At 65.7% G+C, this 23,996-nt stretch carries 25 protein-coding genes and 3 tRNA genes; 17 read left to right on the plus strand and 11 right to left on the minus strand.

All coding sequences use genetic code 11. From position 1 onward, the window contains the following. Positions 1-89: 89 nt before the first annotated feature. A tRNA-Leu gene (locus BAMB_RS07325) sits at positions 90-176 on the minus strand. Between the two features lie 250 nt (positions 177-426). Between BAMB_RS07325 and rnr the strand changes: the two genes are divergently transcribed. From rnr to BAMB_RS07355, 6 genes are all read left to right on the plus strand, one after another. Continuing rightward, entirely contained in the window at positions 427-2,880 is a 2,454-nt protein-coding gene (gene rnr, locus BAMB_RS07330) for a ribonuclease R (protein WP_011656748.1), read from the plus strand. A gap of 151 nt (positions 2,881-3,031) precedes the next feature. Next, positions 3,032-3,775 carry a 23S rRNA (guanosine(2251)-2'-O)-methyltransferase RlmB gene (rlmB, locus tag BAMB_RS07335; RefSeq protein WP_011656749.1) on the plus strand — a complete coding sequence of 248 codons (744 nt, stop codon included), beginning with the start codon at positions 3,032-3,034 and terminating at the stop codon, positions 3,773-3,775. A gap of 116 nt (positions 3,776-3,891) precedes the next feature. Beyond that, entirely contained in the window at positions 3,892-4,761 is an 870-nt protein-coding gene (locus BAMB_RS07340) for an N-acetylmuramoyl-L-alanine amidase (RefSeq protein ID WP_041491157.1), read from the plus strand. Between the two features lie 103 nt (positions 4,762-4,864). After that, a complete protein-coding gene (rpiA, locus tag BAMB_RS07345; RefSeq protein ID WP_011656751.1) occupies positions 4,865-5,557 on the plus strand; it encodes a ribose-5-phosphate isomerase RpiA in 693 nt (230 codons plus the stop codon). Positions 5,558-5,840: 283 nt separating this feature from the next. Next, positions 5,841-6,557 carry a FadR/GntR family transcriptional regulator gene (locus BAMB_RS07350; protein WP_006751033.1) on the plus strand — a complete coding sequence of 239 codons (717 nt, stop codon included), beginning with the start codon at positions 5,841-5,843 and terminating at the stop codon, positions 6,555-6,557. 101 nt (positions 6,558-6,658) lie between these two features. Next, positions 6,659-7,645, plus strand: coding sequence for a Gfo/Idh/MocA family protein (locus BAMB_RS07355; RefSeq protein WP_011656752.1), 987 nt, complete (start codon positions 6,659-6,661; stop codon positions 7,643-7,645). A 55-nt stretch (positions 7,646-7,700) separates the two neighbouring features. Here BAMB_RS07355 and BAMB_RS07360 read toward each other — a convergent pair whose 3' ends face one another. From BAMB_RS07360 to BAMB_RS07390, 7 genes are all read right to left on the minus strand, one after another. After that, entirely contained in the window at positions 7,701-8,393 is a 693-nt protein-coding gene (locus BAMB_RS07360) for an amino acid ABC transporter permease (RefSeq protein ID WP_006758016.1), read from the minus strand. Positions 8,394-8,515: 122 nt separating this feature from the next. After that, the gene (locus tag BAMB_RS07365; protein ID WP_011656754.1) at positions 8,516-9,310 is read right to left on the minus strand and encodes a cystine ABC transporter substrate-binding protein; all 795 of its coding nucleotides are present in this window, start codon (positions 9,308-9,310) and stop codon (positions 8,516-8,518) included. A 100-nt stretch (positions 9,311-9,410) separates the two neighbouring features. Beyond that, entirely contained in the window at positions 9,411-10,448 is a 1,038-nt protein-coding gene (locus BAMB_RS07370) for a quinone-dependent dihydroorotate dehydrogenase (protein ID WP_006751029.1), read from the minus strand. Positions 10,449-10,627: 179 nt separating this feature from the next. Beyond that, the gene (locus BAMB_RS07375) at positions 10,628-11,458 is read right to left on the minus strand and encodes an arginyltransferase (protein WP_011656756.1); all 831 of its coding nucleotides are present in this window, start codon (positions 11,456-11,458) and stop codon (positions 10,628-10,630) included. A gap of 33 nt (positions 11,459-11,491) precedes the next feature. Next, positions 11,492-12,256: a leucyl/phenylalanyl-tRNA--protein transferase gene (gene aat, locus BAMB_RS07380; RefSeq protein ID WP_006751027.1), complete on the minus strand. Its 765-nt coding sequence runs from the start codon at positions 12,254-12,256 to the stop codon at positions 11,492-11,494. 11 nt (positions 12,257-12,267) lie between these two features. Beyond that, positions 12,268-12,813: an NUDIX hydrolase gene (locus BAMB_RS07385; RefSeq protein ID WP_006751026.1), complete on the minus strand. Its 546-nt coding sequence runs from the start codon at positions 12,811-12,813 to the stop codon at positions 12,268-12,270. A gap of 172 nt (positions 12,814-12,985) precedes the next feature. Next, positions 12,986-13,062: transfer RNA gene (locus tag BAMB_RS07390), tRNA-Met, on the minus strand. A gap of 226 nt (positions 13,063-13,288) precedes the next feature. Here BAMB_RS07390 and BAMB_RS07395 point away from each other — a divergent pair. From BAMB_RS07395 to BAMB_RS07405, 3 genes are read left to right on the plus strand one after another with little or no spacing between them, the layout of a single operon-like run. Next, positions 13,289-13,786 carry a heme-degrading domain-containing protein gene (locus BAMB_RS07395; RefSeq protein WP_011656758.1) on the plus strand — a complete coding sequence of 166 codons (498 nt, stop codon included), beginning with the start codon at positions 13,289-13,291 and terminating at the stop codon, positions 13,784-13,786. A gap of 3 nt (positions 13,787-13,789) precedes the next feature. Continuing rightward, positions 13,790-14,128: a DMT family transporter gene (locus tag BAMB_RS07400; protein WP_011656759.1), complete on the plus strand. Its 339-nt coding sequence runs from the start codon at positions 13,790-13,792 to the stop codon at positions 14,126-14,128. 31 nt (positions 14,129-14,159) lie between these two features. Further along, complete coding sequence (locus tag BAMB_RS07405) at positions 14,160-15,314, plus strand: enoyl-CoA hydratase/isomerase family protein (protein ID WP_041491158.1); 1,155 nt, start codon at positions 14,160-14,162, stop codon at positions 15,312-15,314. 119 nt (positions 15,315-15,433) lie between these two features. Here the strand turns inward: BAMB_RS07405 and BAMB_RS07410 are convergent, their stop codons facing one another. Continuing rightward, positions 15,434-15,862, minus strand: coding sequence for a hypothetical protein (locus tag BAMB_RS07410; protein WP_012363791.1), 429 nt, complete (start codon positions 15,860-15,862; stop codon positions 15,434-15,436). Positions 15,863-16,203: 341 nt separating this feature from the next. Between BAMB_RS07410 and ssuD the strand changes: the two genes are divergently transcribed. From ssuD to BAMB_RS07450, 8 genes are all read left to right on the plus strand, one after another. Then, positions 16,204-17,361, plus strand: coding sequence for an FMNH2-dependent alkanesulfonate monooxygenase (gene ssuD, locus BAMB_RS07415; RefSeq protein ID WP_011656762.1), 1,158 nt, complete (start codon positions 16,204-16,206; stop codon positions 17,359-17,361). Between the two features lie 14 nt (positions 17,362-17,375). Next, positions 17,376-18,188 carry an aliphatic sulfonate ABC transporter permease SsuC gene (gene ssuC, locus BAMB_RS07420; RefSeq protein WP_006751020.1) on the plus strand — a complete coding sequence of 271 codons (813 nt, stop codon included), beginning with the start codon at positions 17,376-17,378 and terminating at the stop codon, positions 18,186-18,188. After that, on the plus strand, positions 18,185-19,144 hold the full coding sequence (locus BAMB_RS07425) for an ATP-binding cassette domain-containing protein (protein WP_011656763.1): 960 nt from the start codon (positions 18,185-18,187) through the stop codon (positions 19,142-19,144). The genes ssuC and BAMB_RS07425 overlap by 4 nt, the downstream gene beginning before the upstream one ends. A 57-nt stretch (positions 19,145-19,201) precedes the next feature. After that, on the plus strand, positions 19,202-19,417 hold the full coding sequence (locus tag BAMB_RS07430; protein ID WP_006400187.1) for a TOBE domain-containing protein: 216 nt from the start codon (positions 19,202-19,204) through the stop codon (positions 19,415-19,417). 139 nt (positions 19,418-19,556) lie between these two features. Continuing rightward, positions 19,557-19,754 (plus strand): hypothetical protein, encoded by a 198-nt coding sequence (locus BAMB_RS07435; RefSeq protein WP_011656764.1) that lies wholly within the window; start codon positions 19,557-19,559, stop codon positions 19,752-19,754. A gap of 55 nt (positions 19,755-19,809) precedes the next feature. Continuing rightward, the gene (locus BAMB_RS07440) at positions 19,810-20,064 is read left to right on the plus strand and encodes a hypothetical protein (protein WP_011656765.1); all 255 of its coding nucleotides are present in this window, start codon (positions 19,810-19,812) and stop codon (positions 20,062-20,064) included. Between the two features lie 125 nt (positions 20,065-20,189). Beyond that, positions 20,190-21,176: a tRNA dihydrouridine(20/20a) synthase DusA gene (gene dusA, locus BAMB_RS07445; protein WP_041491159.1), complete on the plus strand. Its 987-nt coding sequence runs from the start codon at positions 20,190-20,192 to the stop codon at positions 21,174-21,176. A 63-nt stretch (positions 21,177-21,239) separates the two neighbouring features. Further along, positions 21,240-21,315 (plus strand) — tRNA-His (locus BAMB_RS07450). Between the two features lie 237 nt (positions 21,316-21,552). On the opposite strand, the gene BAMB_RS07455 is transcribed toward BAMB_RS07450, so the two are convergent. Together BAMB_RS07455 and BAMB_RS07460 are read right to left on the minus strand one after the other, a co-directional pair. Further along, positions 21,553-22,587, minus strand: coding sequence for an acyltransferase family protein (locus BAMB_RS07455; protein ID WP_127456347.1), 1,035 nt, complete (start codon positions 22,585-22,587; stop codon positions 21,553-21,555). A gap of 283 nt (positions 22,588-22,870) precedes the next feature. Continuing rightward, complete coding sequence (locus BAMB_RS07460) at positions 22,871-23,905, minus strand: class I SAM-dependent methyltransferase (RefSeq protein WP_011656768.1); 1,035 nt, start codon at positions 23,903-23,905, stop codon at positions 22,871-22,873. Positions 23,906-23,996 lie beyond the last annotated feature (91 nt).

Below are 23,996 nucleotides of genomic sequence, written 5' to 3' on the forward strand. Positions count from 1 at the left end.
CGAGTCCCCACGCAAAGCGCGCAGGCGCTTTGCTTCCTGGGCCGAAAATGAAAAAAGGCCGGCTAGAAGCCGACCTTTTCAAAAACAGATGGTGCCCAGGAGAGGACTCGAACCTCCACGATGTTGCCACCGCTAGGACCTGAACCTAGTGCGTCTACCAATTCCGCCACCTGGGCACGTTTTGCAGTAGCTGCCTGCTGCAAAGAAGCGAAATTATAGCGCCCCAATTATCCGTGTCAACACATTTTTGCGATGCGCCGCGAACCGGCCGCCGTGGCCCCCGCACGCGCCATTCGCGGTTATTTGGCGCCACTGTCGGATGATAGAATGACCCGCCGCCGTCACTATAGAACTGTCTGACGGACACTTCTATGTTGATGCCGTGCACCATCAGTCAACGCAACGAGAACAATCATCGACAAACCCTTGAGCAAATATCCGTACCCCATTCCGAGCCGTGAAGAAATTCTCGGCGTGCTGCGTACGAGCGACGCGCCGCTGGCCGCCAACGACATCGCCGAAGCGCTGTCGATCAAGCGCCAGGAACGCGAGGGGTTCTTCCGGCGTGTCGCCGCAATGGAACGCGACGGCCAGATCCGCCTCGACAAGCGCGGCCACTACCAGCTCACTCATCCGTCGAACTTCGTTGCCGGTCGCGTGCAAGGGCATCGCGACGGCTACGGCTTCGTGATCCGCGACGACGGCCAGGACGACCTGTTCTTGCCGAACGGCGAGATGCAGAAGGTGATGCACAACGACCGCGTGCTCGCGCGGATCGTCGGCTACGATCGCCGCGGCCGGCCGGAAGGCCATGTGGTCGAGGTCACCGAGCGCGCGAACAAGCGCGTGATCGGCCGCCTGCTCAACGAGAACGGCGCGCTGATCGTCGCGCCCGAAGACAAGCGCATCGGCCACGACATCCTGATCACGCAGAACGTGAAGAAGGCGAAGGTCGGGCAGGTCGTCGTCGTCGAACTGACCGACTTCCCGAGCCGCCATTCGCAACCGCTCGGCCGCGTCGTCGAAGTGCTCGGCGACATCGACGATCCGGGCATGGAAATCGAGATCGCCGTGCGCAAGTACGGCGTGCCGCACGAATTCGGCCAGCGGGCGCTCGACGATGCCGCCGCGCTGCCGGACGCGGTACGTCCGGCCGACCTGCGCTTCCGCGTCGATTTGCGCGACGTGCCGCTCGTGACGATCGACGGCGAGGACGCCCGCGACTTCGACGATGCCGTCTACTGCGAACCGACCAAGGTCGGTCGCGGCGACGGTTACCGCCTGATCGTCGCGATCGCCGACGTGTCGCACTACGTGCAGCCGGGCAGCGGCCTCGATGCCGACGCGCTGGAGCGCAGCACGTCGGTCTATTTCCCGCGCCGCGTGATCCCGATGCTGCCGGAGAAGCTGTCGAACGGGCTGTGCTCGCTGAATCCGCAGGTCGACCGCTGCGTGCTCGTGTGCGACATGGTGATTACCGCGCGCGGCGAGATCAAGGCGTACCAGTTCTATCCGGCGGTCATCCATTCGGCCGCGCGCCTGACGTACACCGAAGTCGCGGCCGTGCTGTCGAACACGAAGGGGCCGGAGGCCGCGCGCCGCGCGGACCTGCTGCCGCACCTGCAGGATCTGTACGGCGTCTACAAGTCGCTGTTCGCTGCACGCCAGAAGCGCGGCGCGATTGATTTCGACACGACCGAGACGTACATCGTCTGCAACTCGCAGGGCAAGATCGAACAGATCGTGCCGCGTCAGCGCAACGATGCGCACAAGCTGATCGAGGAATGCATGCTGGCCGCGAACGTCTGCGCGGCCGACTTCCTGAAGCGCAACAAGCATGCGGGCCTGTACCGCGTGCACGCGGGGCCGACGCCGGAAAAGCTCGAGAACCTGCGCGCGTTCCTGCGCGGCATGGGCCTGTCGCTCGGCGGCGGCGAGAAGCCGCATGCGAGCGACTATGCGGCGCTGATGGCGCAGATTCGCGACCGGCCCGACGCGCAGATGCTGCAGCCGATGCTGCTGCGCTCGATGCAGCAGGCCGTCTACAGCCCGGACAACATCGGCCACTTCGGTCTCGCGTATGAGGCGTACGCGCACTTCACGAGCCCGATCCGCCGCTATCCCGACCTGCTCACGCACCGCGCGATCTACGCGATCCTGTCGGGCAAGAAGTACACGCCGAAGGCGCCGGACGGCTTCGAGCTGAACACCGCGCTGTCGCCGCGCGCCCGCGCGATGCAGCAGGCCGACGACGAAGCGCGCGGCCGGTCGCGCGTGAACACCGCGATCTGGGAAGAACTCGGCCTGCATTGCTCGGCGAACGAGCGGCGTGCCGACGAAGCGTCGCGCGACGTCGAGGCCTGGCTCAAGTGCTACTTCATGCGCGACAAGCTCGGCGAGGAATACGGCGGGATGGTGAACGGCGTCACGTCGTTCGGCATCTTCGTGCAACTCGACACGCTGTTCATCGAAGGGCTCGTGCACGTCACGGAACTCGGCTCGGACTACTTCCAGTACGACGAGATCAAGAACGAGCTGCGCGGCGAGCGCACGGGCATCCGTTATCGCCTGTCGGATCGCGTGCGCGTGCAGGTGAGCCGCGTCGATCTCGATGCGCGCAAGATCGACTTCCGCCTGGTGCGCGACACGCCGGTGAAGGCGCCGCGTCCCGCACCGGCGCCGGTTGCTGTCGGCAACGGTAACGATCGCGGCGGCCCGCGCGTGCGCTCGTTGCCGCCGGCGGAAGACGCCGCGCCGCGCCGCAAGCGGACGGCCAGCGCACCGACCGCCGCGGTGAACGACACGCGTGCGGCGAAGAAGAAGGGCGGCGCGCCGGCGAAGACGGCCGCGAAGAAGACACACGCCCGCAAGAAGTATTGAGCGTTCGGGGCGGCGCATGCGCACGCCCTTGCAGTATCGAGAGACGCCGCGTTCTACCGGTCATCGGCCGGCAACGCGGCGCTTTCCTTTTCCATGGATCGCGGCTGCGCGCGTTGCGCGGCCGCACGTTTGATCGAAGGTTGTTCCAGTCATGTCACGTCTGAAGGTTCTTTACGGTTTTCATGCGGTGACCGCACGTTTGCGGCACGATGCATCGACGGTTGCGGAGGTGCTGTACGACCAGACGCGCCGCGACCGCCGCATGCAGGACTTCCTGCACACCGCGAAGGAAGCGGGCGTGCGGCTGATCGCGGCCGACGAAACCCGCCTGTGGGGCCTCGCGCATACCGAGCGCCACCAGGGCGTGGTCGCGCGCGTCGAGGACGTTCCGCTCGCGCAGAATCTGTCCGAACTGCTCGACGGCATCCAGGGCCCGGCGCTTCTGCTGGTGCTCGACGGTGTCACCGATCCGCACAACCTGGGCGCATGCCTGCGGGTCGCCGATTCGGCAGGCGCGCATGCGGTGATCGCGCCGCGTGACCGCGCGGTCGGCCTGAACGCGACCGCGGCGAAGGTCGCGAGCGGCGCGGCCGACACGGTGCCGTACATCACCGTCACGAACCTCGCCCGCGCGCTGCGCGAGCTGAAGGAAGCGGGCGTATGGATCATCGGCACGTCGGACGACGCGTCGGCGACGCTGTACGACACGAAGCTCGACGGCCCCGTCGCGATCGTGATGGGCGCGGAAGGCGAAGGCATGCGCCGGCTCACGCGCGACACCTGCGACGACGTGATGAGCATCCCGATGGCCGGCAGCGTGGAGAGCCTGAACGTGTCGGTTGCAAGCGGCGTGTGCCTGTACGAAGCGGTGCGGCAGCGGCGCGTGAAGGGCTGATTCTCCGGCCGTCTCATAGGCTGACGCACGCGATCTCGCGCGATGCGCGGGCCGTCACGACCCGAACGACGCGTGCCGCGATTGTGCGCGGCACGCGGCCCCGGAACTCGCGAACCATGACCCTGATTCGCCTCGGCGCATCGTGCGCCATCCTTGGCCTGCTGGCCGCCTGCACGTCGCCGTCGCTGATCGAGCGCGGCAGCTACTACGCCGACACGGGCCTGCACGCGCGCGGCGCCGATGCGCGGATCCGCTTTCTCGTGATGCATTACACCGAAAGCGACGAAGCGAAATCGCTGCGCACGCTGACCGGCGATTCGGTCAGCGTCCACTACGTCGTGCCGCCGCAACCGCGCATCGAACACGGGATGCCGGTCGTCTATCAGCTCGTTCCTGAATCGAAGCGCGCATGGCATGCGGGCATCAGCGAATGGCAGCGCACGACCGAGCTCAATGCGGCGTCGATCGGCATCGAGAACGTGAATCGCGGCCCGCTCGATCCGCAAAACCTTACCTGGCAGCCGTATTCGCCCGAGCAGGTCGATGCGCTGATTCGCCTGTCGAAGGATATCGTCGCGCGCTACGGGATTGCGCCGACGCGCGTGGTCGGACACAGCGATATCGCACCGCAACGCAAGATCGATCCCGGTCCGCTGTTCCCGTGGCAGGCGCTCGCGCAGGCCGGCGTCGGCGCATGGCCGGACGATGCGACCGTGGCCGCGCGGCTCGGCGATCGCGATCCGCACGCGCTCGTCGACGTGCGCGAATTGCAGCTGAAGCTCGCGCGCTACGGCTACGATGTGCCGACCGACGGCGTGCTCGACGCGCGCACGCGCCGCGTATTCGCCGCATTCCAGATGCACTTCCGGCCATCCGACTACGCGGGAAATCCGGACGCCGAGACCGACGCGATCGCGCAGGCGCTGCTCGACAAGTATTTCCCGGCTGCACCTGCCGACAACGTGTCCGCCGACGGCACGCCGTGACCGTCGGCTTGTCCTGGGCCGACATCCGCGCGGAAAAAGCCCGGGGCGTCTGGCGAGTCCGGTAAACTGGCGGTTTTCCGCAATCCCGCTGCATTCCCACCTCATGACTCAAGACGAACTCAAACGCCTGGTCGGCCAGGCGGCCGCCGATTATGTGATCCAGAACGTGCCGGAAGGCGCCGTGATCGGCGTCGGCACCGGCTCGACCGCCAACTGCTTCATCGACGCGCTCGCGGCCGTCAAAGCGCGCTATCGCGGCGCCGTGTCGAGCTCGCTCGCGACGACCGAGCGCCTGAAATCGCACGGCATCAAGGTGTTCGACCTGAACGAGATCGAGTCGCTGCAGGTGTACGTCGACGGCGCCGACGAGATCGACGCAAGCGGTGCAATGATCAAGGGCGGCGGCGGTGCATTGACGCGCGAAAAGATCGTTGCGTCGGTGGCCGATACGTTCGTCTGCATCGCGGACGCCAGCAAGCGCGTGCCGGTGCTCGGCGCATTTCCGCTGCCGATCGAGGTCGTGCCGATGGCGCGCACGGCGATCGGCCGGCGCGTGACTGCGCTCGGCGGCGTGCCGGTGCTGCGCGTGACGAAGGACGGCGCGCCGTACATCACCGACAACGGCAACGAGATCATCGACGTGAAGGGGCTGCAGATCGCCGATCCGCGCGGTTTCGAAGCGCAGGTCAACGCGTGGCCGGGCGTCGTGACGGTCGGCCTGTTCGCCGAGCGCGGCGCGAATCTGTGCCTGCTCGGCACGCCGAACGGCGTCGAGACGATCGTTTATCCCGCTTAATCAAGACTGAATGAGAAGCAGTCCGTAATGGCGTCAACAAGCCGTAATGGATTGCATGGTTAAATATTGTGGAAGTCCCGGCCCGGCAAGCGCAGCGCGCTTTCCGGGCTTTTTTTGAAGCCTTATAAATCACCTCTTCCAAAAGAGGGATAACCCTGTCAGGTGTTTACCAGATAGCGGAATATCCCCGAAATCATCAACTTATAGATCATAAGAACAGTCGTAACCAGGGCCGGCGGAACTGCGGAGCAGGTGTTCGCAAATCGACGCACGGGGAGGTGTCATGGAGCAGGGCAAAGACCGGTCACTGGTCGCCAAAGTGATGGATGGGCTTGTCGCGGGTATCGTCGAGGACAAGTACGGCGGCATTTTGCCGCCGCAGGACGTGCTGTCGAAAGAGTTCGACGTGAGCCGCACGGTGATGCGCGAAGCATTGTCGATGTTGCTTGCGCGCGACATGCTCGACGTGCGTCCGAAAGTCGGTACGCGCGTTCGACCGATGCGCGACTGGCGCATGATCGATGAAGACGTCGTGAGTTGGCGGTTTCGTGCGAAACCGGATCCGCAATTCATGCGCGACGTCATCGAATTCCGGATGCTGATCGAACCGCGCGCGACCGCGCAGGCGGCGGTGCGTGCAACGGCCGTCGACATCGCGGGCATTCGCGAGGCATTCGACGCGTTCAAGGTGCTGCAACCGGGCGACCCCGGCTACGACACGGCGGACGAACTGCTGCACACGCGCATCGTCCAGGCGAGCGGCAATCAGTTCTTCCAGCAGATGGCGGCGATCGTGCGCGGCGCAGTGCGGCTCGTGAATCCGCGCGTCGTGCAGAAGGATGGCGCGCACGACATCGCGGTCAAGGCGCATGCACGCGTCGTCGATGCGATCGAACGCCGCGATCCGCGCGAAGCCGAAGCGGCATCGCTCGCCCTGATCGATTTCAGCGCCGACGAGATCTCGCGCGATTTCTCCGTCGACGTGCCCGCCCGCGCCTGAATCCACCCGCGTCGCTTAGCCGTGAGCCGGTGAGCCGTTTATCATGACGGCCGGCCGGCAGCGTGTCGGCCACCGTCATACGAACGACACGGAAGATCCGGATGAACGACCTCGACAACCGCCCGGTGCGCTTCGGCATCGTCGGCGCAGGCAGCATCGCACGCCGTTTCGCGCAAAGCCTCGCTCACGTGCCGGGCGCCGCGCTCGCCGGCGTGTGGGCACGCCGCGCCGACGCGGCAGCCGCCTTCTGCGACAGCTGCGGCGGCACGCCCGCGGCCAGCCTCGACGCGCTCCTCGCGAGCGACATCGACGCGATCTACATCGCGACCCTTCACGACAGCCATGCGCAGTACGCGCAGGCGGCGCTCGCCGCCGGCAAGGCCGTGCTGTGCGAAAAGCCGGCGACGCTGAACGCAGCGCAACTCGACGCGGTGCTGGACGCGGCGCGCGCTGCCGGACGGCTCTTCATGGAAGCGATGAAGCCGCCGTTCTTTCCGCTGTACCGGCAGTTACGTGCGCATCTGCGCGACGATCCGATCGGCGAGATCCGGCTCGTGCGCGCGGGCTGCGCGTCGTCGTCGGTGCCGGACGATCATTCCGTCTATCGACTCGACCGCGCCGGCGGCGCGCTGCTCGACATCGGGATCTACGAAGCGTTTCTCGCGGTCGACTGGCTCGGCGCCGCACTTGATGTGCAGACGCTCGGCCGTATCGGCGCGACGGGCGTCGACGTCTTCGCGAGCCTGAACAGCCGCCACGCGAATGGCGGCATCGCGCAGCTCTTTTGCGGGCTCGACGTGATGGGACGCGGCGACGCGCTGATCGCCGCGGCGGGCGGCCACGTGACGATTCACGAGAAGTGGTGGAACCCCACGCGGGCGACGATTCGCTATGCCGACGGACGTACCGTCGAACTCGATGCACCGTTCGACGGCGGCGGCCTGAACTACGAGACCGCGCATTTCTGTGACCTTCTGCGCGCGGGTGAACTGGAGAGCCCGATCATGACGCACGACCATTCACGACAGATGATCGCGATGACCGACGCGGCGCGCGCGGCGCTCGGCGTGCGCTATTCGGGCGAGTAGGCGGGAAGGAAGGGGCCGGGCGCGCATCCGCGGCCCGGCGGGTGATGCAGCGTGCTCAGTGCCGCGCGGGCAGCGACAGGCGCTTTTCGTACCAGCGCTGGACCCATTCGAGGATCTGGCACAGCACCCAGTAGACGGCAGCGGCGGCGAGGTACAGCGGCAACGGCTGATAGGTCGCCGCGATCACTTCCTGCGCGCTGCGCAGCAGCTCGGTCACGGTGATCACGGACACGAGCGACGTGTCCTTGATCAGGCTGATCAGGCTGTTCGACAGGCTCGGCACCGCGATGCGCAGCGCCTGCGGGCCGATCACGTAGCGCAGCGTCTGCCCCCACGACAGCCCGAGGCTGTAGGCGGCCAGCCATTGGCCCCGCGCGATCCCGTTGATCGCGCCGCGCATGCTTTCGGACATGTAAGCGGCGACGTTCGCGGACAGCGCGATGACGCCGGCCGGCGTCGGATCGAGCGAGATGCCGAGGCTCGGCAATCCGTAATAAATCACGAAGATCTGCACGAGCAGCGGCGTGCCGCGCATCAGGCTCACATACGCGCGGGCGAGCCACGCGAGCGCGTTGACCCAGATGCGTTCGAAGCCTTCGAGCGGTTCGCTTTGCCGGATGCCCATCATCGCGAGCATGACGGCGCCGAGCAGGCCGAACACCATCGACAGCACGGCGAACTTGACGGTCAGTACGGCACCCTGGGCGAGCACCGGCAGCGATTGGACGAGCAGGGACGTTGTCGACATGGAATACGAAGCGAGTGCGTGCGCGAAAGCGCAATCATAAACCGGACCGATAAAACAAAGGGCGGCATCGTTTCGGATGCCGCCCATTCCGGCCCGCCGTCAGGCGGGAAACAGAGGCGTGCTTACTTGATCGGCTTCGTCACGTCGATGCCGAACCACTTGTCCGAGATCTTCGTGAACGTGCCGTCGGCCTCGAGTTGCGTCATTGCGTCGTCGATCGCCTTCTGGAACTTCGGGTTGCCCTTCCTGAACGGGATGCCCGACGGATTCGCCGAGCCGACGTTCGCGCCCGGACGCAGCGGCAGTTGCGAGTTCTTCGTCAGGTACGCGAGCATCAGGCGGTCGTTCAGCGCCGCGTCGAGACGGCCCGCCGCGAGGTCGCGCAGGTATTCGGGCGCGCCCGGATACGTCTTCACGTCGATGCCGGGCACCGACTTCGCCATGTCCATGTAGTTCGTGCCGAGCGCGACGCCGAGCTTCTTGCCCTTCAGGTCTTCGAGCGACTTGAACTGGCGCGTATCGTCCTTGCGCTGGATCAGCTGCGCGGACGAGTACGTGTACGCCGGCGAGAAGTCGAGCGTTTCCTTGCGCTTGTCGGTGATGCCGACCTGGTTGGCGATCACGTCGAACTTGCCGGCCTGCAGGCCCGCGATGATGCCGCTCCATTCGGTCGTGACGAACTCGGCCTTCACGCCGAGCTTCGCGGCGACGGCCTTCGCGATGTCGACGTCGAAGCCGACCAGCTCGCCTTGCGGGTTCTTCGCGTTGAACGGCGGGAACGTGCCTTCGAGGCCGACACGCAGCGTGCCGCGTTGCTTGACCTGGTCGAGGAGGTCGGCCGCATGCGCGGTGGCGGCGGCGAACGACGTGCCGATCAGGCCGGCAACGAGCAGCTTCTTCAGCAGCGAAATTTTCATCGTGTGAGCTTCCTTGCCCCGGCGGGGCTTGAGTCTGACAATGGGGCCGATCATAGCAAAAATGCAATCGACCACTAAATACCGTTTGTTTATGACTATATTACGCGGTGCGTTCGCGCGCGATGGCCTTCACGCATTCGGCCACGAGCGCCGGGCCGCGATAGATGAAGCCCGTATACAGCTGGACGAGCGATGCGCCGGCCGCGAGCTTCACGCGTGCGTCCTCGCCCGAGAAGATGCCGCCGACGCCGATGATCGGCACCGCGCTGCCGACTTCCGCATGCAGCTTGCGGATCACTTCGTTCGACGCGTCGAACACCGGGCGGCCCGACAGGCCGCCGGCTTCGTCCGCATGCGGCAGGCCCTGCACGGCCGCGCGCGACAGCGTCGTGTTGGTGGCGATCACTGCCTCGATCTTGTGGCGCAGCAGTGTGTCGCCGATTTCCTTCACCTGTTCGTCGTCGAGATCGGGGGCGATCTTCAGCGCGAGCGGCACGAGCTTGCCGTGCAGGTCGGCGAGGCGCTGCTGCTTGTCCTTCAGTGCAGCGAGCAGCGCGTCGAGTTCGCCCGCGCCCTGCAACTGGCGCAGGTTCTTCGTGTTCGGCGACGAAATGTTGATCGTCACGTAGCTCGCGAACGGGTACACGCGCTCGAGGCAGTAGAGATAGTCTTCCGCCGCGCGCTCGATCGGCGTGTCGGCGTTCTTGCCGATGTTCAGGCCCAGGATGCCGCGATAGCGGGCCGCCTGGACGTTCTTCACGAACTGGTCGACGCCGTGGTTGTTGAAGCCCATCCGGTTGATCAGCGCGTCGGCCTGCGGCAGGCGGAACATCCGCGGGCGCGGATTGCCCGGCTGCGGGCGCGGCGTGACGGTGCCGACCTCGATGAAGCCGAAGCCGAGCGACGCGAGGCCGTCGATGGCTGCGCCGTCCTTGTCGAGGCCGGCGGCGAGGCCGACCGGGTTGCGGAACGTGAGCCCCATCACGGTGCGCGGCGCATCGGGTACGCGCGCGGACAGCGCGCAGGCGAGGCCCGTGCGGCCGGCCGCGCCGAGCGCGCGCAGCGTGAGGTGGTGAGCGTCTTCCGCATCCATCTTGAACAGGGATGCGCGGGCCAGCGGATAGAGGGAACTGAACACGGGAATTGGGCGGACGGCCGGAATGAATGACAACCCGCTATTTTACCGGGAGTTGCGCGGCACGGGCGGGCTTCGCTTCGCGCCCGCCGGCGGGGGCGCGTCTCGTTCGGTGCGGCGGCGCGTGCGCGAGCGGGAACGGTGCCCGTTGCAGGCGCGAAGCCCGCCGCGCGAGCAGATCGTCAACCCGACCCGGAATGTCCGCCCGGCAGCGGCGCGCGCGCCAGTGCCGCGTCGACCGGCGGCAGCTCGACCCGATCGGGATCGAGTACTTTCCAGCGGCCGTCGAGCAACCCTTCGAGCGGATGGAAGTTTGCCTTGTAGGCCATCTTCGGGCTCTCGCGGATCCAGTAGCCGAGATACACGTACGGCAGGCCGAGGCTCTTCGCCTGTTCGATCTGCCACAGGATGTTGTAGGTGCCGTAGCTCGTGTGCTGGTCGTCGGGTTCGAAGAACGTGTAGACCGACGATAGTCCGTCGCCGAGGATGTCGATCATGCTGACCATGCGCAGTTTGCCCGGCTCGCCGGCCGGCGCGTCAAGGTCGCGGAATTCAACGAGGCGCGAATTGATCCGGCTCTGCAGCAGGAATTGCTCGTACTGGTCGCGGCTGTCGCGGTCCATGCCGCCGCCCGCGTGGCGCGCGGACTGATAGCGCATGTAGAGCGCGTAGTGTTCCTCGTCGTAGTGCAGCGGCGAAACCGTCGCGACGAGCGCGCGGTGCCGCTTCCACATCCGACGCTGCGTGCGCGACGGCGTGAACGCGCCGACCGGCACGCGCACCGGTACGCACGCGCGGCAGCCGTCGCAGTACGGGCGATAGGTGAACACGCCCGAGCGCCGGAAGCCGGCCTTCACGAGCTCGGTATAGATGTCGGAGTTGATCAGGTGGCTCGGCGTCGCGACTTGCGAGCGCGCGATGCGACCGTCCAGATAGCTGCACGGATAGGGCGCCGTTGCATAGAATTGCAGCGCCGAAAGCGGTGAAAGCGGCAGCTCAGTCGGGTGAGTCATGGGCAGCTCTCGATGCAGGGAAGGAGTGCCGCGCTAGCGCTCGATCCCGGAGGGCGCCGCCGGTTCGGCGGGGCCCGTCAGCGCGGCGAGCACGCGCTTGTCGAACTGCCACGGAATCGGCGGTTCGGCCACCGCGCGGCGCACGTGAGCAACAAAGGCCTTGCGTGCGATCTCGCGGCCACCGAGCGACGCTAGATGCGACGTATTCTGCTGGCAGTCTATCATTTCCAGCCCCTGCTCGCGAAGGTGGGCGACTAGCGTCGCCAGCGCGATTTTCGACGCATCGGTGGCATCCGCGTACATCGACTCGCCGAAGAACATCCGTCCGAACGCCACCCCGTAGAGGCCGCCGATGCGGCGCCCGTCGTGCCAGGTCTCGATGCTGTGCGCGTTGCCGGAGCGGTAGAGCGACGTATAGGCGTCGATGATCTCGGCCGTGATCCAGGTGCCGCGCTGCCCACGGCGCGGCGCCTGCGCGCACGCGCGCATCACGCCCGCGAAGTCATGGTCGACGCGGACTTCCCACGCGGGTTCGCGCAGCACGCGCCGGAGCGTCTTGCGCAGCGACGGTGACACCTTGAATTCGGCCGGTGCGAGGATCATCCGCGGGTCGGGGCTCCACCACAGCACGGGCTGGCCGTCCGAATACCACGGGAAGATGCCGCGCAGGTAGGCCTCGATCAGGCGCGACGGCAGCAGGTCGGCACTCGCGGCGAGCAGGCCCGGCGCGCCGGTCGCGGGGCCGAGCGCGCGTTCGACGGGCGGAAACGGATCGTCCGGGCCGAGCCAGGGGACCATGGGGCGCGTGCTCAGCCGTTGCGCAGCGAGCGGAAGATATCGCCGGTATGCACGCCGTAGTCGCCGGCGGCGCGATCGGCGAAGAAGAAGCGCAGGGTCTGGCTGACGGTCGGGAACGCGATTTCGTCCCACGGAATGTCGGCTTCGTCGAACAGCTTGACCTCGAGGCTTTCCTCGCCGGCCTCGTAAGCCGGATCGACGAGCCGCGCCAGGTAGAACAGGTGGACCTGATGCACGTGCGGCACGTTGAGCAGCGTGAACAGGTTCTGCACCTCGACGCGCGCGCCGGCTTCCTCGAGCGTTTCGCGCGCGGCGGCCTCGGCCGTCGTCTCGCCCATTTCCATGAAGCCCGCCGGCAGCGTCCAGAACCCGTAGCGCGGTTCGATCGCGCGGCGGCACAGCAGCACCTGATCGCCCCAGACCGGCACCGTGCCGACCACGTTGCGCGGATTCTGGTAATGGATCGTGCCGCAGTGATCGCAAATGAAGCGCTCGCGGTTATCGCCCGGAGGAATGCGTGCGATGACGTCGTGACCGCAGACGGAGCAGAATTTCATGTCGAGTGGAAGGGACGAGGTGAATGCGAGTGTATCACCGGGGCGCGGCATTCTCGAACGCGAGCGCTTGCGCGCGGCGTGCCGTGCGAAGTGCAACCGCCATGCGCGGGAACGGGCGCGGAAAAACAAAAAGCCCGGCGCGGAGCCGGGCTTTTTGCATGAATCGGGACGTTGGTTGCGGGGGTAGGATTTGAACCTACGACCTTCGGGTTATGAGCCCGACGAGCTGCCAGACTGCTCCACCCCGCGTCCGTCGAAGAAATGAATTATATGGGCTATCCGGAACGCGTGCAAGCACTTTTTGACAATCGCGCCACCGGGGCGCGTTGGCAGCTTGTGGGGCCGGTACGGCGGGGGCGTGCGCTAGAATCGAACGGTTTGCTCGTGTCGTTCATTCCTGCAGCGAAGCCGTGCGCGATCGCGTCGGTGCCGTTGCAACGCTCACTACTGTTGTTACTACTGCCTCGACGGATTCATGGACATCGCTCACGATCTGCAATCGATCGGCGCGCAGGAACAGGCGCTCGTGTTTCCCCATTTCGACCCGGCCCGCGCGTGGGCGCTCGGCAACCGCATGCATGCGCTCGCGACGGCGCGCGGTCACGCGATCGCAATCGACATCGTCACGTTCGGCCAGCCGCTGTTCTACGCGGCGCTCGCCGGCGCGACGCCCGACAACGCCGACTGGGTGCGCCGCAAGCGTAACGTCGTCGCGCATTTTCGCCGCAGTTCGTATGCGATCGGCCTGCGCATGCAGCAGGCCGGCGCGTCGCTCGCGGACAAGCACGGGCTGCCCATCTCCGACTATTCGCCGCACGGCGGTTCGTTTCCGCTGACCGTCGCGGGGGCCGGCGTGATCGGCTCGATCACCGCGTCGGGGCTGCCGCAGCGCGCGGATCACGAGTTCGTCGTCGAAGCGCTGTGCGCCGAGCTCGGGCAGGACTACGCCGCGCTGGCGCTTGCGAGGAGCTGAGCGATGCAGCTTCCGGGTTACGCATGGCTCGCGATCGCGATCGTCGCGGAAGTGGTCGGCACGTCCGCGCTGCGCGCGGCGGACGGCTTCACGCGCTTCTGGCCGTCGGCGCTCGTCGTGGCCGGTTACGGCATCGCGTTCTATTGTCTGTCGCTCACGCTGCGCACGATGCCGGTCGGCATCATCTATGCGGTGTGGTCGGGCGCCGGCATCGTGCTGATCACGCTCGTCGCGATGCTGCTCTATCGTCAGGTGCCGGACGTGCCGGCGGTGATCGGCCTCGGCCTGATCGTCGCGGGCGTCGTGGTGCTGAACCTGTTCTCGAAGATGCAGGCGCACTGAGCGTGCGCCCGCGATACGCCGGATGGCTCACATGACCGATTCCGCTTCCGTTTCCGATTCCGCCGAAGCCGCCCAGCCCGACGTGCGCACGTATGTCGCGAACCGCATCGGCTATCTCGAACTGAACCGGCCGAAGGCGCTGAACGCGCTGTCGGTCGGGATGATCCGCGTGATGCAGCAGGCGCTCGATGCGTGGCGCGACGACGCCGACGTGCTGGCCGTCGTCGTGCACAGCCCGCATCCGCGCGCGTTCTGCGCGGGCGGCGACGTGCGCTTCTTCCACGATGCGTGGCAGCGCGGCGACCGCGATGCGATCGACGGGTTCTTCATCGACGAATACACGCTCAACCACACGATCTTCACCTATCCGAAACCGTACATCGCGTTGATGCACGGCGTCGTGATGGGCGGCGGCATGGGCATTTCGCAGGCTGCGCGGCATACGGGCGGCCTGCGCGTCGTCACCGATTCGACGAAGATGGCGATGCCCGAAACGCGCATCGGCCTGTTCCCGGACGTCGGGATGAGCTGGTTCCTCGCGCGCACGCCGGGCGCGATCGGCCGCTATCTCGCGGTGACCGGCGCGTCGCTCGACGCGGCCGGCGCCCTGTATGCGCAGCTCGCCGACGTCTATCTGCCCGATGCCGCGCTGCCGGCGCTGCTCGATACGCTGCGCAGCGCGCGCATCGACAGCGGCGCGCAGGCGGTCGCGTGCGTGGCCGACGCGGCTGCCGCGCACAAGGTCGTGCCGACGCCCGACACGTCGGCGCTGGCCGACGCGCGCGCCGGGATCGATCGGCATTTCGCGCAACCCGATATCGGCGCGATCCTCGCGTCGCTCGACGCCGAGCAGGATTGCGCGGCCGTCGACGGATGGGTCGAGAAGGCGACTCACGCGATGCGCAGCCAGTTGTCGCCGCTGTCGATGGCCGTATCGCTCGAAGTCGTCGAACGGGCGCGTGGCGCGACGATGGCCGATTGCCTGCGGCGCGACCTCGACCTCACGCGCTCGACGTTCGCGCACGGCGACGTGATCGAAGGCGTGCGCGCGCTGATCGTCGACAAGGACCACCAGCCGGTCTGGCGCTTCAAGTCGGCCGCCGATATCGACCGCGCCGACGTGCTCGCGATGTTCGACAGCCCGTGGACGCCCGACACGCATCCGCTGCGCAACCTGAAGGACTGACCCGCGCGCTATCGACGTGAAATGCAAAAAGGCCGCCTGCAGGTGCAGGCGGCCTTTTCATTGGCGGATGCCGGTCGGGCTCGGCGGCAGCGGGCCGGGGCCTCGCCGCGAGACGTGCGTCAGTCGTCGCCGGCGTCGTCCGACATGAACGCGCGCATGAACACCAGCGCGCCGAAGCCCCAGACCGCGTTCGCGGCGAAGCCCGACGCGAGCACCGGCATCATGTTCCCCGACGGCCAGATGCCGCGCAGCGGATCGATCGCGAACACGCGCGCGGCCGTCAGCACGATGCCGCCGAACACCAGCGCGCCGATCCACGGCGCCTCGCGCTCCGGCGACACGCGCAGCAGCCACGCCATCGGGATCGCACAGCACGCGCTGATCAGCGCGTTCGCGACAAATTCAGGAATGCCGAGCGGTGCGAATGGTTGCGTGGAGAACCCGGCTGCGGCGATCAGATCGGCCGTGTGCAGCAGCGCGAGCGTCGCTTCGCGAAAGAAGAGGGCGGCCAGGAAGCCGGACAGGAATGGCAGGATGACTTTCTGCATCGGTGAGTGCATTGCAGGCGCGGCTGGCCGGGGCCGTCCGCGCGAAGTTGTTCGGATTGGTGCGCCATTATAGGGCCCGGCCGCCGCGATATTCGCTGGAGCGTCGTGCTAATCACGAAAGCGGAAAACCTAAGCTCAAAAAAATCGTTCCAAAGCCCCGCACCGATCCATAGACTGATTTCCCAGAAACAGCCGTGCAATCGCGTACTCGCCCGCTGCACGGCCTGACCGGCGAGCCATCCCGATTCGAACGCACATCATGCATGCGTCGCGCATCCGCGACGCGAGCAGGGCCTCGTTTTATCCAGATTCCGGCAAGGACAGTCAAGCAGGAGCAGCAGATGAATGTTTTCTGGTTTATCCCCACGCACGGCGACAGCCGTTACCTCGGTACCGCCGAAGGTGCGCGCGCCGCGGATTACGATTACTTCAAGCAGATCGCCGTCGCGGCCGACACGCTCGGCTATGAAGGCGTGCTGCTGCCGACCGGCCGCTCCTGCGAGGATGCGTGGGTCGTCGCGTCGAGCCTGATTCCCGCGACGCAGCGCCTGAAGTTCCTGGTCGCCGTGCGCCCGGGCATCGCATCGCCTGGCCTCGCGGCGCGGATGGCCGCGACGTTCGACCGCCTGTCGGGCGGCCGCCTGCTGATCAACGTCGTGACGGGGGGCGATTCCGCCGAGCTCGAAGGCGACGGACTGTTCGCCGATCACGACACGCGCTACGAGATCACCGACGATTTCCTGCACATCTGGCGCGGGCTGCTCGCCGCCTCGCACGACAACGGCGGCTTCGACTATATCGGCAAGCACCTTCAGTCGAAGGGCGGCAAGGCGCTTTATCCGCCCGTGCAGCGCCCGCATCCGCCGTTGTGGTTCGGCGGGTCGTCGCCGGCCGCGCACACGATCGCCGCCGATCACATCGACACCTATCTGACCTGGGGCGAGCCGCCCGAGGCCGTCGCGAAGAAAATCGCCGACATCCGCGCGCGCGCCGAATCGCGCGGCCGCACGATCCGCTTCGGCATCCGCATGCACGTGATCGTGCGCGAGACCGAGGACGAAGCATGGCGCGATGCCGAGCGCCTCATCAGCCGGCTCGACGACGAGACGATCGCCCGCGCGCAGAAGGCATTCGCGAACATGGATTCGGAAGGCCAGCGCCGGATGGCCGCGCTGCACGGCGGCAAGCGCGGCGGCCGCGACGCGCTCGAGGTGTATCCGAACCTGTGGGCCGGTGTCGGGCTCGTCCGGGGCGGCGCCGGTACCGCGCTCGTCGGCAATCCCGAGCAGGTCGCCGAACGCATGCGCGAATACGCGGATCTCGGCATCGAAACGTTCATCCTGTCCGGCTATCCGCACCTCGAGGAGTCGTACCGTTTTGCCGAGCTCGTGTTCCCGCTGATCAAGGGCGAGGGCGCAAAGCGGCCGTCCGGCCCGCTGTCGGGGCCGTTCGGCGAGATCGTCGGCAACAACTACCTGCCCAAGGCGAGCCAGAGCTGAGAAGGAGGCCTGCGATGACAACGAAAACATCGACGACGGGCGCCGCCGTGGCCGCCCGCGCGTGGCGCGCGATCGCGCCGTGGCTCGTGCCGCTCGCGCTGCTGGTCGTGTGGGAAGTCGGCGCGCGCGTCGGCTGGCTGTCGACCCGCGTGCTGCCCGAACCGGTGGCGGTCGTGCGCGCCGCATGGTCGCTCGTGACGTCGGGCGAAATGTGGGCGAATGTGAAAGTCAGTACCTGGCGCGCGCTGTTCGGTTTCGCGATCGGCGGTGGTGTCGGCCTGGCGCTGGGGCTTGCGACCGGCCTGTCGAAAGCGGCGGAGGTCGCGCTCGATTCGACGATCCAGATGATCCGCAACATCCCCGCGCTCGCGATGATTCCGCTCGTGATCCTGTGGTTCGGCATCGACGAGAAGGCGAAGCTGTTCCTCGTCGCGCTCGGCGTGTTCTTCCCCGTCTACATCAACACGTATCACGGGATCCGCTCGGTCGACGCCAACCTGATCGAGATGGCGAAGAGCTACGGCGTGCGCGGCTTCGCGCTGTATCGCGACGTGATCCTGCCCGGCGCGTTGCCGTCGATTCTCGTCGGCGTGCGCTTCGCGCTCGGGCTGATGTGGGTGATGCTGATCGTCGCGGAAACGATTTCCGCGCAGTCGGGCATCGGCTACATGACGATGAACGCGCGCGAATTCCTGCAAACCGATGTGGTGGTGGTCGGCATCCTGCTGTATGCGGTGCTCGGCAAGCTGGCCGACGTGCTGGCGAAATGGATCGAGCGCACGACGCTGCGCTGGCACCCCGCTTATCAATCAGGAGCAAAGGCATGAATGCGACCACTTCGGCGGCCGCCTACGGCCCGCTCGCCGGCGCGGACCTCGAGGCCGAACTGGCACAGGCGCGCGTGACGGACGACGCCGTACGGGATGCGGCGATCGTCGATCGGGACGGCGGTGCGTCCGTCGTTCCGCTCGCGCGGCGGCGCCCCGGCAGCCCTGCGCCCGGCGATGCGGTGACGCTGTCGGGCGTCAGCAAGCGCTTCGGCACGCGTACCGTGCTCGACAACGTCGAACTCGGCATCGCGCGCGGCAGCTTTGTCGCCATCGTCGGCCGCAGCGGCTGCGGGAAATCCACGCTGCTGCGCCTCGTCGCCGGGCTCGAGACGCCGAGCAGCGGTGCGCTCGCGACGCGCGGCGAGGGCGGCGGCACGCTCGACACGCGGATCATGTACCAGGATGCACGGTTGCTGCCGTGGAAGACCGTGCTGCAGAACGTGATGCTGGGCCTCGGGCGCGGCGCGCGCGATCGGGCCCGCGCGGTGCTCGACGAAGTCGGGCTGCTCGAGCGCGCGAACGACTGGCCCGCGCAGCTGTCGGGTGGCCAGCGGCAGCGCGTCGCGCTCGCCCGCGCGCTGGTGCACCGGCCGCAACTGCTGCTGCTCGACGAGCCGCTCGGCGCGCTCGACGCGCTGACCCGGATCGAGATGCATGCGCTGATCGAGCGGCTGTGGCGCGAGCACCGGTTCACCGCGCTGCTCGTCACGCACGACGTGCAGGAAGCCGTCGCGCTGGGCGACCGCATCTTGCTGATCGAGCAGGGACGCGTCGCCCTCGATCAGCAGGTGCCGCTCGATCGGCCGCGTGCGCGCGCATCGGCCGCGTTCGCCGCGCTGGAAGACCGTGTGCTGCAACGCGTGCTCGCAGGCGGCCCGGGTGGCGCCGATCAGGAGGCGGCGCGTGAAGTCGATCACGTACGACCGGTCGGGCAGATTCGCTGGGCCGTTTAAATCCGGGCGGCGCAGGCCGCCCGTTCTCAGACTTTTTTGTTCGGAGCGATCAACCCGATGAGCATCACTGCAATCAACGTGCGTAACCAGTTCAAGGGCAAGGTGAAGGAGATCATTCGCGGGCCGGTGGTGTCCGAGGTCGACGTCGAGACGCCGTTCGGCATCGTCACGTCGGTGATCACGACGCGTTCGGTCGACGAGCTCGAGCTGAAGGTCGGCGCCGAAGTCGTCGCGCTCGTGAAGTCCACCGAAGTGTCGATCGCGCGCCTCTGAGCGCCGGTTGGTGCACCGGGGCGGCGCGGGCGGTCTGACCGTGCGCGACGCACCGGCTTTCGCGGCGCGCGTTTGCCTCCGTATTCGGCGTCCGGACGAAGTGCTAGGATGGGACGACACCGACGCCGGAGGCCAACGCATGACGCCCATCCTTTCTCCCGAAGCCATCGAGGCGCTGAAGTGGGTCGACCAGTTCGGCGACACCCGGGCGGTCCCCGCCGCGTTCGACGATGTCGTTTATGCGTTGTTGAACGAAGGGCTGATCTACCAGGCGGCTGCCAACCGCGTCGACCTGACCGCCGACGGCAAAGCCGTTTTGTCTAACGAATACGATTGAGCGCGCGGCGCCGGCCGCCGAGGCGGACTGGCGCTGCGTCGCCACGGAGCGAGCGATGGAACCGACGGGCAGCGATCTCGGCGATTTCAGCGAGCCGTACCGCGGCTACGAGATCGAGGTGAAGACCGAGCAGGTGTGGGACGGCGAGCATGCGCACTACCGCGTGCTGCAAGGCGAGGCCGTGCGGATCGACTGGCGGCTCGTCAAGGTCGACGGGATGCTGCTCACCGAACGGCGCGTGATCGAGCGCGTACTCGACGAGGCGCGGCGGGCCGTCGACGCCGAACTCGGCGAGGGCGGGCCGGTTTAGTCAAGCTGCCGGGCTCGGCTGGTCACGTTGCGGTAAAATGCCGGGTTGTTCCCGCGCCGCTTGCTGCCCCGAATTCCATGTCCGCACCGTCCTCGCTTCCTCCCCGCCGCGTTTCAGTGGCGCCCATGCTCGACTGGACCGACCGCCATTGCCGGTCGTTCCATCGCACGCTGACGCGCGACACGTGGCTGTATACGGAAATGATCACCACGGGCGCGCTGCTGTTCGGCGACGCGCAGCGGCATCTGGCGTTCACGCCGAACGAATCGCCGGTCGCGCTGCAGTTGGGCGGCAGCGAGCGGGACGATCTCGCGCGCGCCGCGAAACTCGGCGAGCAATGGGGCTATGACGAGATCAACCTGAATTGCGGCTGTCCGTCTGAGCGGGTGCAGCGTGGCGCATTCGGCGCGTGCTTGATGAACGAGCCGCAGCTCGTCGCCGACTGCGTGAAGGCGATGCGCGATGCGGTGTCGGTGCCGGTCACGGTCAAGCACCGGATCGGCGTCGACGCGGTCGAGGATTATGCGTTCGTGCGCGACTTCGTCGGCAAGGTGGCGGAAGCGGGCTGCGAGACGTTCGTCGTGCACGCGCGCAATGCGATCCTGAAGGGGCTGTCGCCGAAGGAGAACCGCGAGATCCCGCCGCTCAAGTACGACTATGCGTATCAACTGAAGCGCGATTTTCCGTCGCTGGAGATCGTGATCAACGGCGGGATCAAGACGCTCGACGAAGTCGCGCAGCATCTCGAGCATGTCGACGGCGTGATGCTTGGCCGCGAGGCTTATCACAACCCGTATGTACTCGCGGGCGTCGATGCGCGCTTCTATGGTTCGACCGCGGCGGTGCCGACGCGCGAAGAGGCCGAGGCGAAACTGATCGAATACTGCGCGGCGGAATTGAAGCGCGGTACGTATCTCGGCGCGATCGTCCGGCACGCACTCGGGCTGTATCGCGGCGTCGGCGGTGCACGCGGCTGGCGTCGCGTGCTGTCGGACAACAAGAGGCTCGCGCGCGGCGATCTGGCCGTGTTCGACGAGGCGCGCACGCATCTGAACGACGCGATCGAAAATTTTGAAAAAAATGCTTTGCAAGACGGAAAAGTGTTCGTATAATCTTGTTCTTCGCTGCTGAACACGGACGAAACGAAACAGCGAAGAAACAAAGCAGTATCAGTGGTGGCTGTAGCTCAGTTGGTAGAGTCCAGGATTGTGATTCCTGTCGTCGTGGGTTCGAGTCCCATCAGCCACCCCAAAGAATTCCTAGCGGTATCAAGTTGTTAGAAACGGCACTGTCCCACAAGACAGTGCCGTTTTTGTTTTTAATTCCAAGAAATGGAATTTATAGCGCGTTCCGCTTCACGATCTTGGTGCGATCGTAGGCCGCGCGCCTGCTTGAAATCTGGCATCGACGACGGTTTATCTCGTAGCAAGCTCCAGCGTTGCGAAAAGCACCGTGACATGCAATGGCCGAATCCGCGGAGCCCCCTCGTCAAGCCGTCTGCGTAGCCTTCCTTCTTGAGCCGACGAATCCGTTCTTCAGAGCGAGCGCCGGCTTCTCGATGAGGAACCACGACACTGCGGCGATCGGCGTCACGATGACGATGGTAAGCATCGTCAGGCTGGTCGGATGTAGGCTCGTGCCGAAGTGCCACACGAGCATCTGCTGCACGAGAAACGCGTAGATATAGACGCCATACGAAATATCGAAGCGATTCAGGAAAGCCAGCTTCGGCAACCGCTCGGCCGCGAAGATGACGATGAACGGCAGCAACAGATTGAACGCATAAGCCTTGATTTTCCAGTCATGATCGGCTGCGAACAGATAGAAGGGTGCCAGCGCCACGACAACTGCGGCAACCCACAAACCCCAGCTACGAGGCAGTGTGATTGTCGCGATGAATGCACCGCCCCAGAAGTAGATGCCGAGCCGTGCAAGCTGGAAGGTGCTCACGCCAGCCAGCATATTCCCCTGCCACAACAGATCACCCATCAGGGCGACATAGAATCCTGCCAGCATCAGCAGCATTCCCTTCCAGTTTAGGGCGCCGGCCCATGACACACCGAGCAGAATCAGGTAGCACGTCACCTCAAGCGGCAACGTCCAGAGCGAACCGTTGATCACGGGGATCGGGGTCGTCGCGAAGAAGTGCGGAAGCGTCGGGACACTGTTGTACAGCGTCAGGTTAGTCAGATACTCCAGCCATTCCGGCAGCCACATGTGCGTCATGATCGGACCGGCGACGAAGATCGTCAGCAGGATTAGAACGGCGAGCCCGGGGAAGATCCGCAACGCACGGTTGCGCAGGTAGGCCAGCGGGTTCGGGTTGCGTTGCAACGACTTGCAGACCAGGTATCCGCTGATCGCGAAGAAGGCATTGACCCCGAGTTCGCTGAACTGCGGGAAGCCGTGTTGCTCCAACCAGTCGCTACCGAGCCCGAGTACGACGTAGCTATGCGTGATGATGACCGCGTATGCGGCCAGCAAGCGAAGCGCGGTGAACGCGTTCTGGTTATTTGGGGACATGATCTGATCCTGGGCGGCAGGGTAGCAGAACCCGAGCGAGTGATTGAGGCGCTGATGGGGCCGGGAAACCGTGGAACGTGATCCTGTAAGCCCCATAACCCAAGCTCGGCTTAGTCATGAATTCCCCGCAACAAGTCTCCGATTCTTTATCTTCCATCGATCGTAATGCCGATATGTCGTTTCCGGATTCGCATGTGCCGCGAATTCGTGCACGTCGGCGCCTCGATTCCTGATCTTCGTCGTGATCGCGGTCGGCCATTTCTCGTCGCTGCGATGCGACGTTCTATTGAATACTTCCTGGCGGGACAAAACGCGGATTGCGCCAAGCCTGCACGCCATCCACGATCAATTCCGGTATCCAGTTCTTGACCTGATAGAAAGCGGGCCTCTCCATTTCGATTAGCCAGCCGGCGGGCGTCAGAATGTCGTAGAGTCGCCCTTCGATGTGCTTCGAGTGAGTGCCGATCAAAACGTAGGCGACCTTCTCATTGAGGAGCGACAGACACGATTCGATCAACGCAGCCTCGCCGCCCTGGATGTCGATATGCAAGAGATCGATGCGATCTCGATCGCCGATTGCCGACTCCAAAGAGATCATCGGCAAGATGTCGTGACTGCCGTTCGCCACGGCCTCGTCTTGCTGCTCTTTGGTCGCGCCGAAAACGGGCTCAAGCCCCCAGCTGTGGCCGGCATGCTCCTGACGCGGGAAGAGGGCGCTTCCCGCGCTCGCGGCTGCGACGCCGCGATACAGCGTATATTCGCCCTGCGCGAACCCGTTGCGCGCGAGTGCTTCTCGGGCGAATTCAAGGTGGCCTTCGTCGCCCTCGATGCCTATGACGTGCACCTTTCGGCCGGTACGTTTGGCGGCCATGCCAGTGTTATTCATCCAGCAACCCCAGCCGCAACCCAGCTCGATCATGGTGAATGTATCGGGGCGCGCCAATTCCACGGCGTGCAATGCGGAGGCCCATTCCGCAATATCGGCATGCCAGTTGGCCGGCAGCGGAAAATGATCCAGTTTGCCGCCCTGATCTGCAAGAAAAGGCAGAATTTTCGGGTCCACCAGCACGCCAAGCCAGTTCGTCTGGAATCCAGGCGTCAGCTTTCTGTCGTGTACTTCATGACGACGCATACATTCCAGCGCGTCAAAATTGGCGTAATAGGCAAAGAAGGGCGTGCCGCGAATCGCCTCCACTTGATTTTCCAGATCGCGAATCCTCTGTTCGGCGACCAGAAGCGCTTTGGCCAGTGCGTTACGGTTATCGTGGAGCTTGCGAATGGGACCGATCGAGCGGCCAAGACTTTTCATCAAGGTCATTCCTTCCACTCCTGCGTCTCGTGCTACGGCGATTGTTATCGTGGGATGCCGGCACGAGCACTTCTCGCCCGGCGGAAGTACGCAACAAGCT

The organism is Burkholderia ambifaria AMMD (assembly GCF_000203915.1).
Classification (GTDB): Bacteria; Pseudomonadota; Gammaproteobacteria; order Burkholderiales; family Burkholderiaceae; genus Burkholderia; species Burkholderia ambifaria.

What these genes read in the sequence shown, in the direction of transcription:
- rlmB (WP_011656749.1), top strand. Translation starts at nt 3,032, where the DNA reads ATGTCACGTCTGAAGGTTCTTTACGGTTTTCATGCGGTGACCGCACGT.
- BAMB_RS07355 (WP_011656752.1), top strand. Translation starts at nt 6,659, where the DNA reads ATGAACGACCTCGACAACCGCCCGGTGCGCTTCGGCATCGTCGGCGCA.
- BAMB_RS07395 (WP_011656758.1), top strand. Translation starts at nt 13,289, where the DNA reads ATGGACATCGCTCACGATCTGCAATCGATCGGCGCGCAGGAACAGGCG.
- BAMB_RS07400 (WP_011656759.1), top strand. Translation starts at nt 13,790, where the DNA reads ATGCAGCTTCCGGGTTACGCATGGCTCGCGATCGCGATCGTCGCGGAA.
- BAMB_RS07405 (WP_041491158.1), top strand. Translation starts at nt 14,160, where the DNA reads ATGACCGATTCCGCTTCCGTTTCCGATTCCGCCGAAGCCGCCCAGCCC.
- BAMB_RS07455 (WP_127456347.1), bottom strand. Translation starts at nt 22,587, where the DNA reads ATGTCCCCAAATAACCAGAACGCGTTCACCGCGCTTCGCTTGCTGGCC.
- BAMB_RS07365 (WP_011656754.1), bottom strand. Translation starts at nt 9,310, where the DNA reads ATGAAAATTTCGCTGCTGAAGAAGCTGCTCGTTGCCGGCCTGATCGGC.
- BAMB_RS07440 (WP_011656765.1), top strand. Translation starts at nt 19,810, where the DNA reads ATGGAACCGACGGGCAGCGATCTCGGCGATTTCAGCGAGCCGTACCGC.
- aat (WP_006751027.1), bottom strand. Translation starts at nt 12,256, where the DNA reads ATGGTCCCCTGGCTCGGCCCGGACGATCCGTTTCCGCCCGTCGAACGC.
- BAMB_RS07430 (WP_006400187.1), top strand. Translation starts at nt 19,202, where the DNA reads ATGAGCATCACTGCAATCAACGTGCGTAACCAGTTCAAGGGCAAGGTG.
- dusA (WP_041491159.1), top strand. Translation starts at nt 20,190, where the DNA reads ATGCTCGACTGGACCGACCGCCATTGCCGGTCGTTCCATCGCACGCTG.
- BAMB_RS07425 (WP_011656763.1), top strand. Translation starts at nt 18,185, where the DNA reads ATGAATGCGACCACTTCGGCGGCCGCCTACGGCCCGCTCGCCGGCGCG.
- ssuD (WP_011656762.1), top strand. Translation starts at nt 16,204, where the DNA reads ATGAATGTTTTCTGGTTTATCCCCACGCACGGCGACAGCCGTTACCTC.
- ssuC (WP_006751020.1), top strand. Translation starts at nt 17,376, where the DNA reads ATGACAACGAAAACATCGACGACGGGCGCCGCCGTGGCCGCCCGCGCG.
- BAMB_RS07340 (WP_041491157.1), top strand. Translation starts at nt 3,892, where the DNA reads ATGACCCTGATTCGCCTCGGCGCATCGTGCGCCATCCTTGGCCTGCTG.
- BAMB_RS07460 (WP_011656768.1), bottom strand. Translation starts at nt 23,905, where the DNA reads ATGACCTTGATGAAAAGTCTTGGCCGCTCGATCGGTCCCATTCGCAAG.
- BAMB_RS07375 (WP_011656756.1), bottom strand. Translation starts at nt 11,458, where the DNA reads ATGACTCACCCGACTGAGCTGCCGCTTTCACCGCTTTCGGCGCTGCAA.
- BAMB_RS07435 (WP_011656764.1), top strand. Translation starts at nt 19,557, where the DNA reads ATGACGCCCATCCTTTCTCCCGAAGCCATCGAGGCGCTGAAGTGGGTC.
- BAMB_RS07410 (WP_012363791.1), bottom strand. Translation starts at nt 15,862, where the DNA reads ATGCAGAAAGTCATCCTGCCATTCCTGTCCGGCTTCCTGGCCGCCCTC.
- BAMB_RS07385 (WP_006751026.1), bottom strand. Translation starts at nt 12,813, where the DNA reads ATGAAATTCTGCTCCGTCTGCGGTCACGACGTCATCGCACGCATTCCT.
- BAMB_RS07360 (WP_006758016.1), bottom strand. Translation starts at nt 8,393, where the DNA reads ATGTCGACAACGTCCCTGCTCGTCCAATCGCTGCCGGTGCTCGCCCAG.
- rpiA (WP_011656751.1), top strand. Translation starts at nt 4,865, where the DNA reads ATGACTCAAGACGAACTCAAACGCCTGGTCGGCCAGGCGGCCGCCGAT.
- BAMB_RS07350 (WP_006751033.1), top strand. Translation starts at nt 5,841, where the DNA reads ATGGAGCAGGGCAAAGACCGGTCACTGGTCGCCAAAGTGATGGATGGG.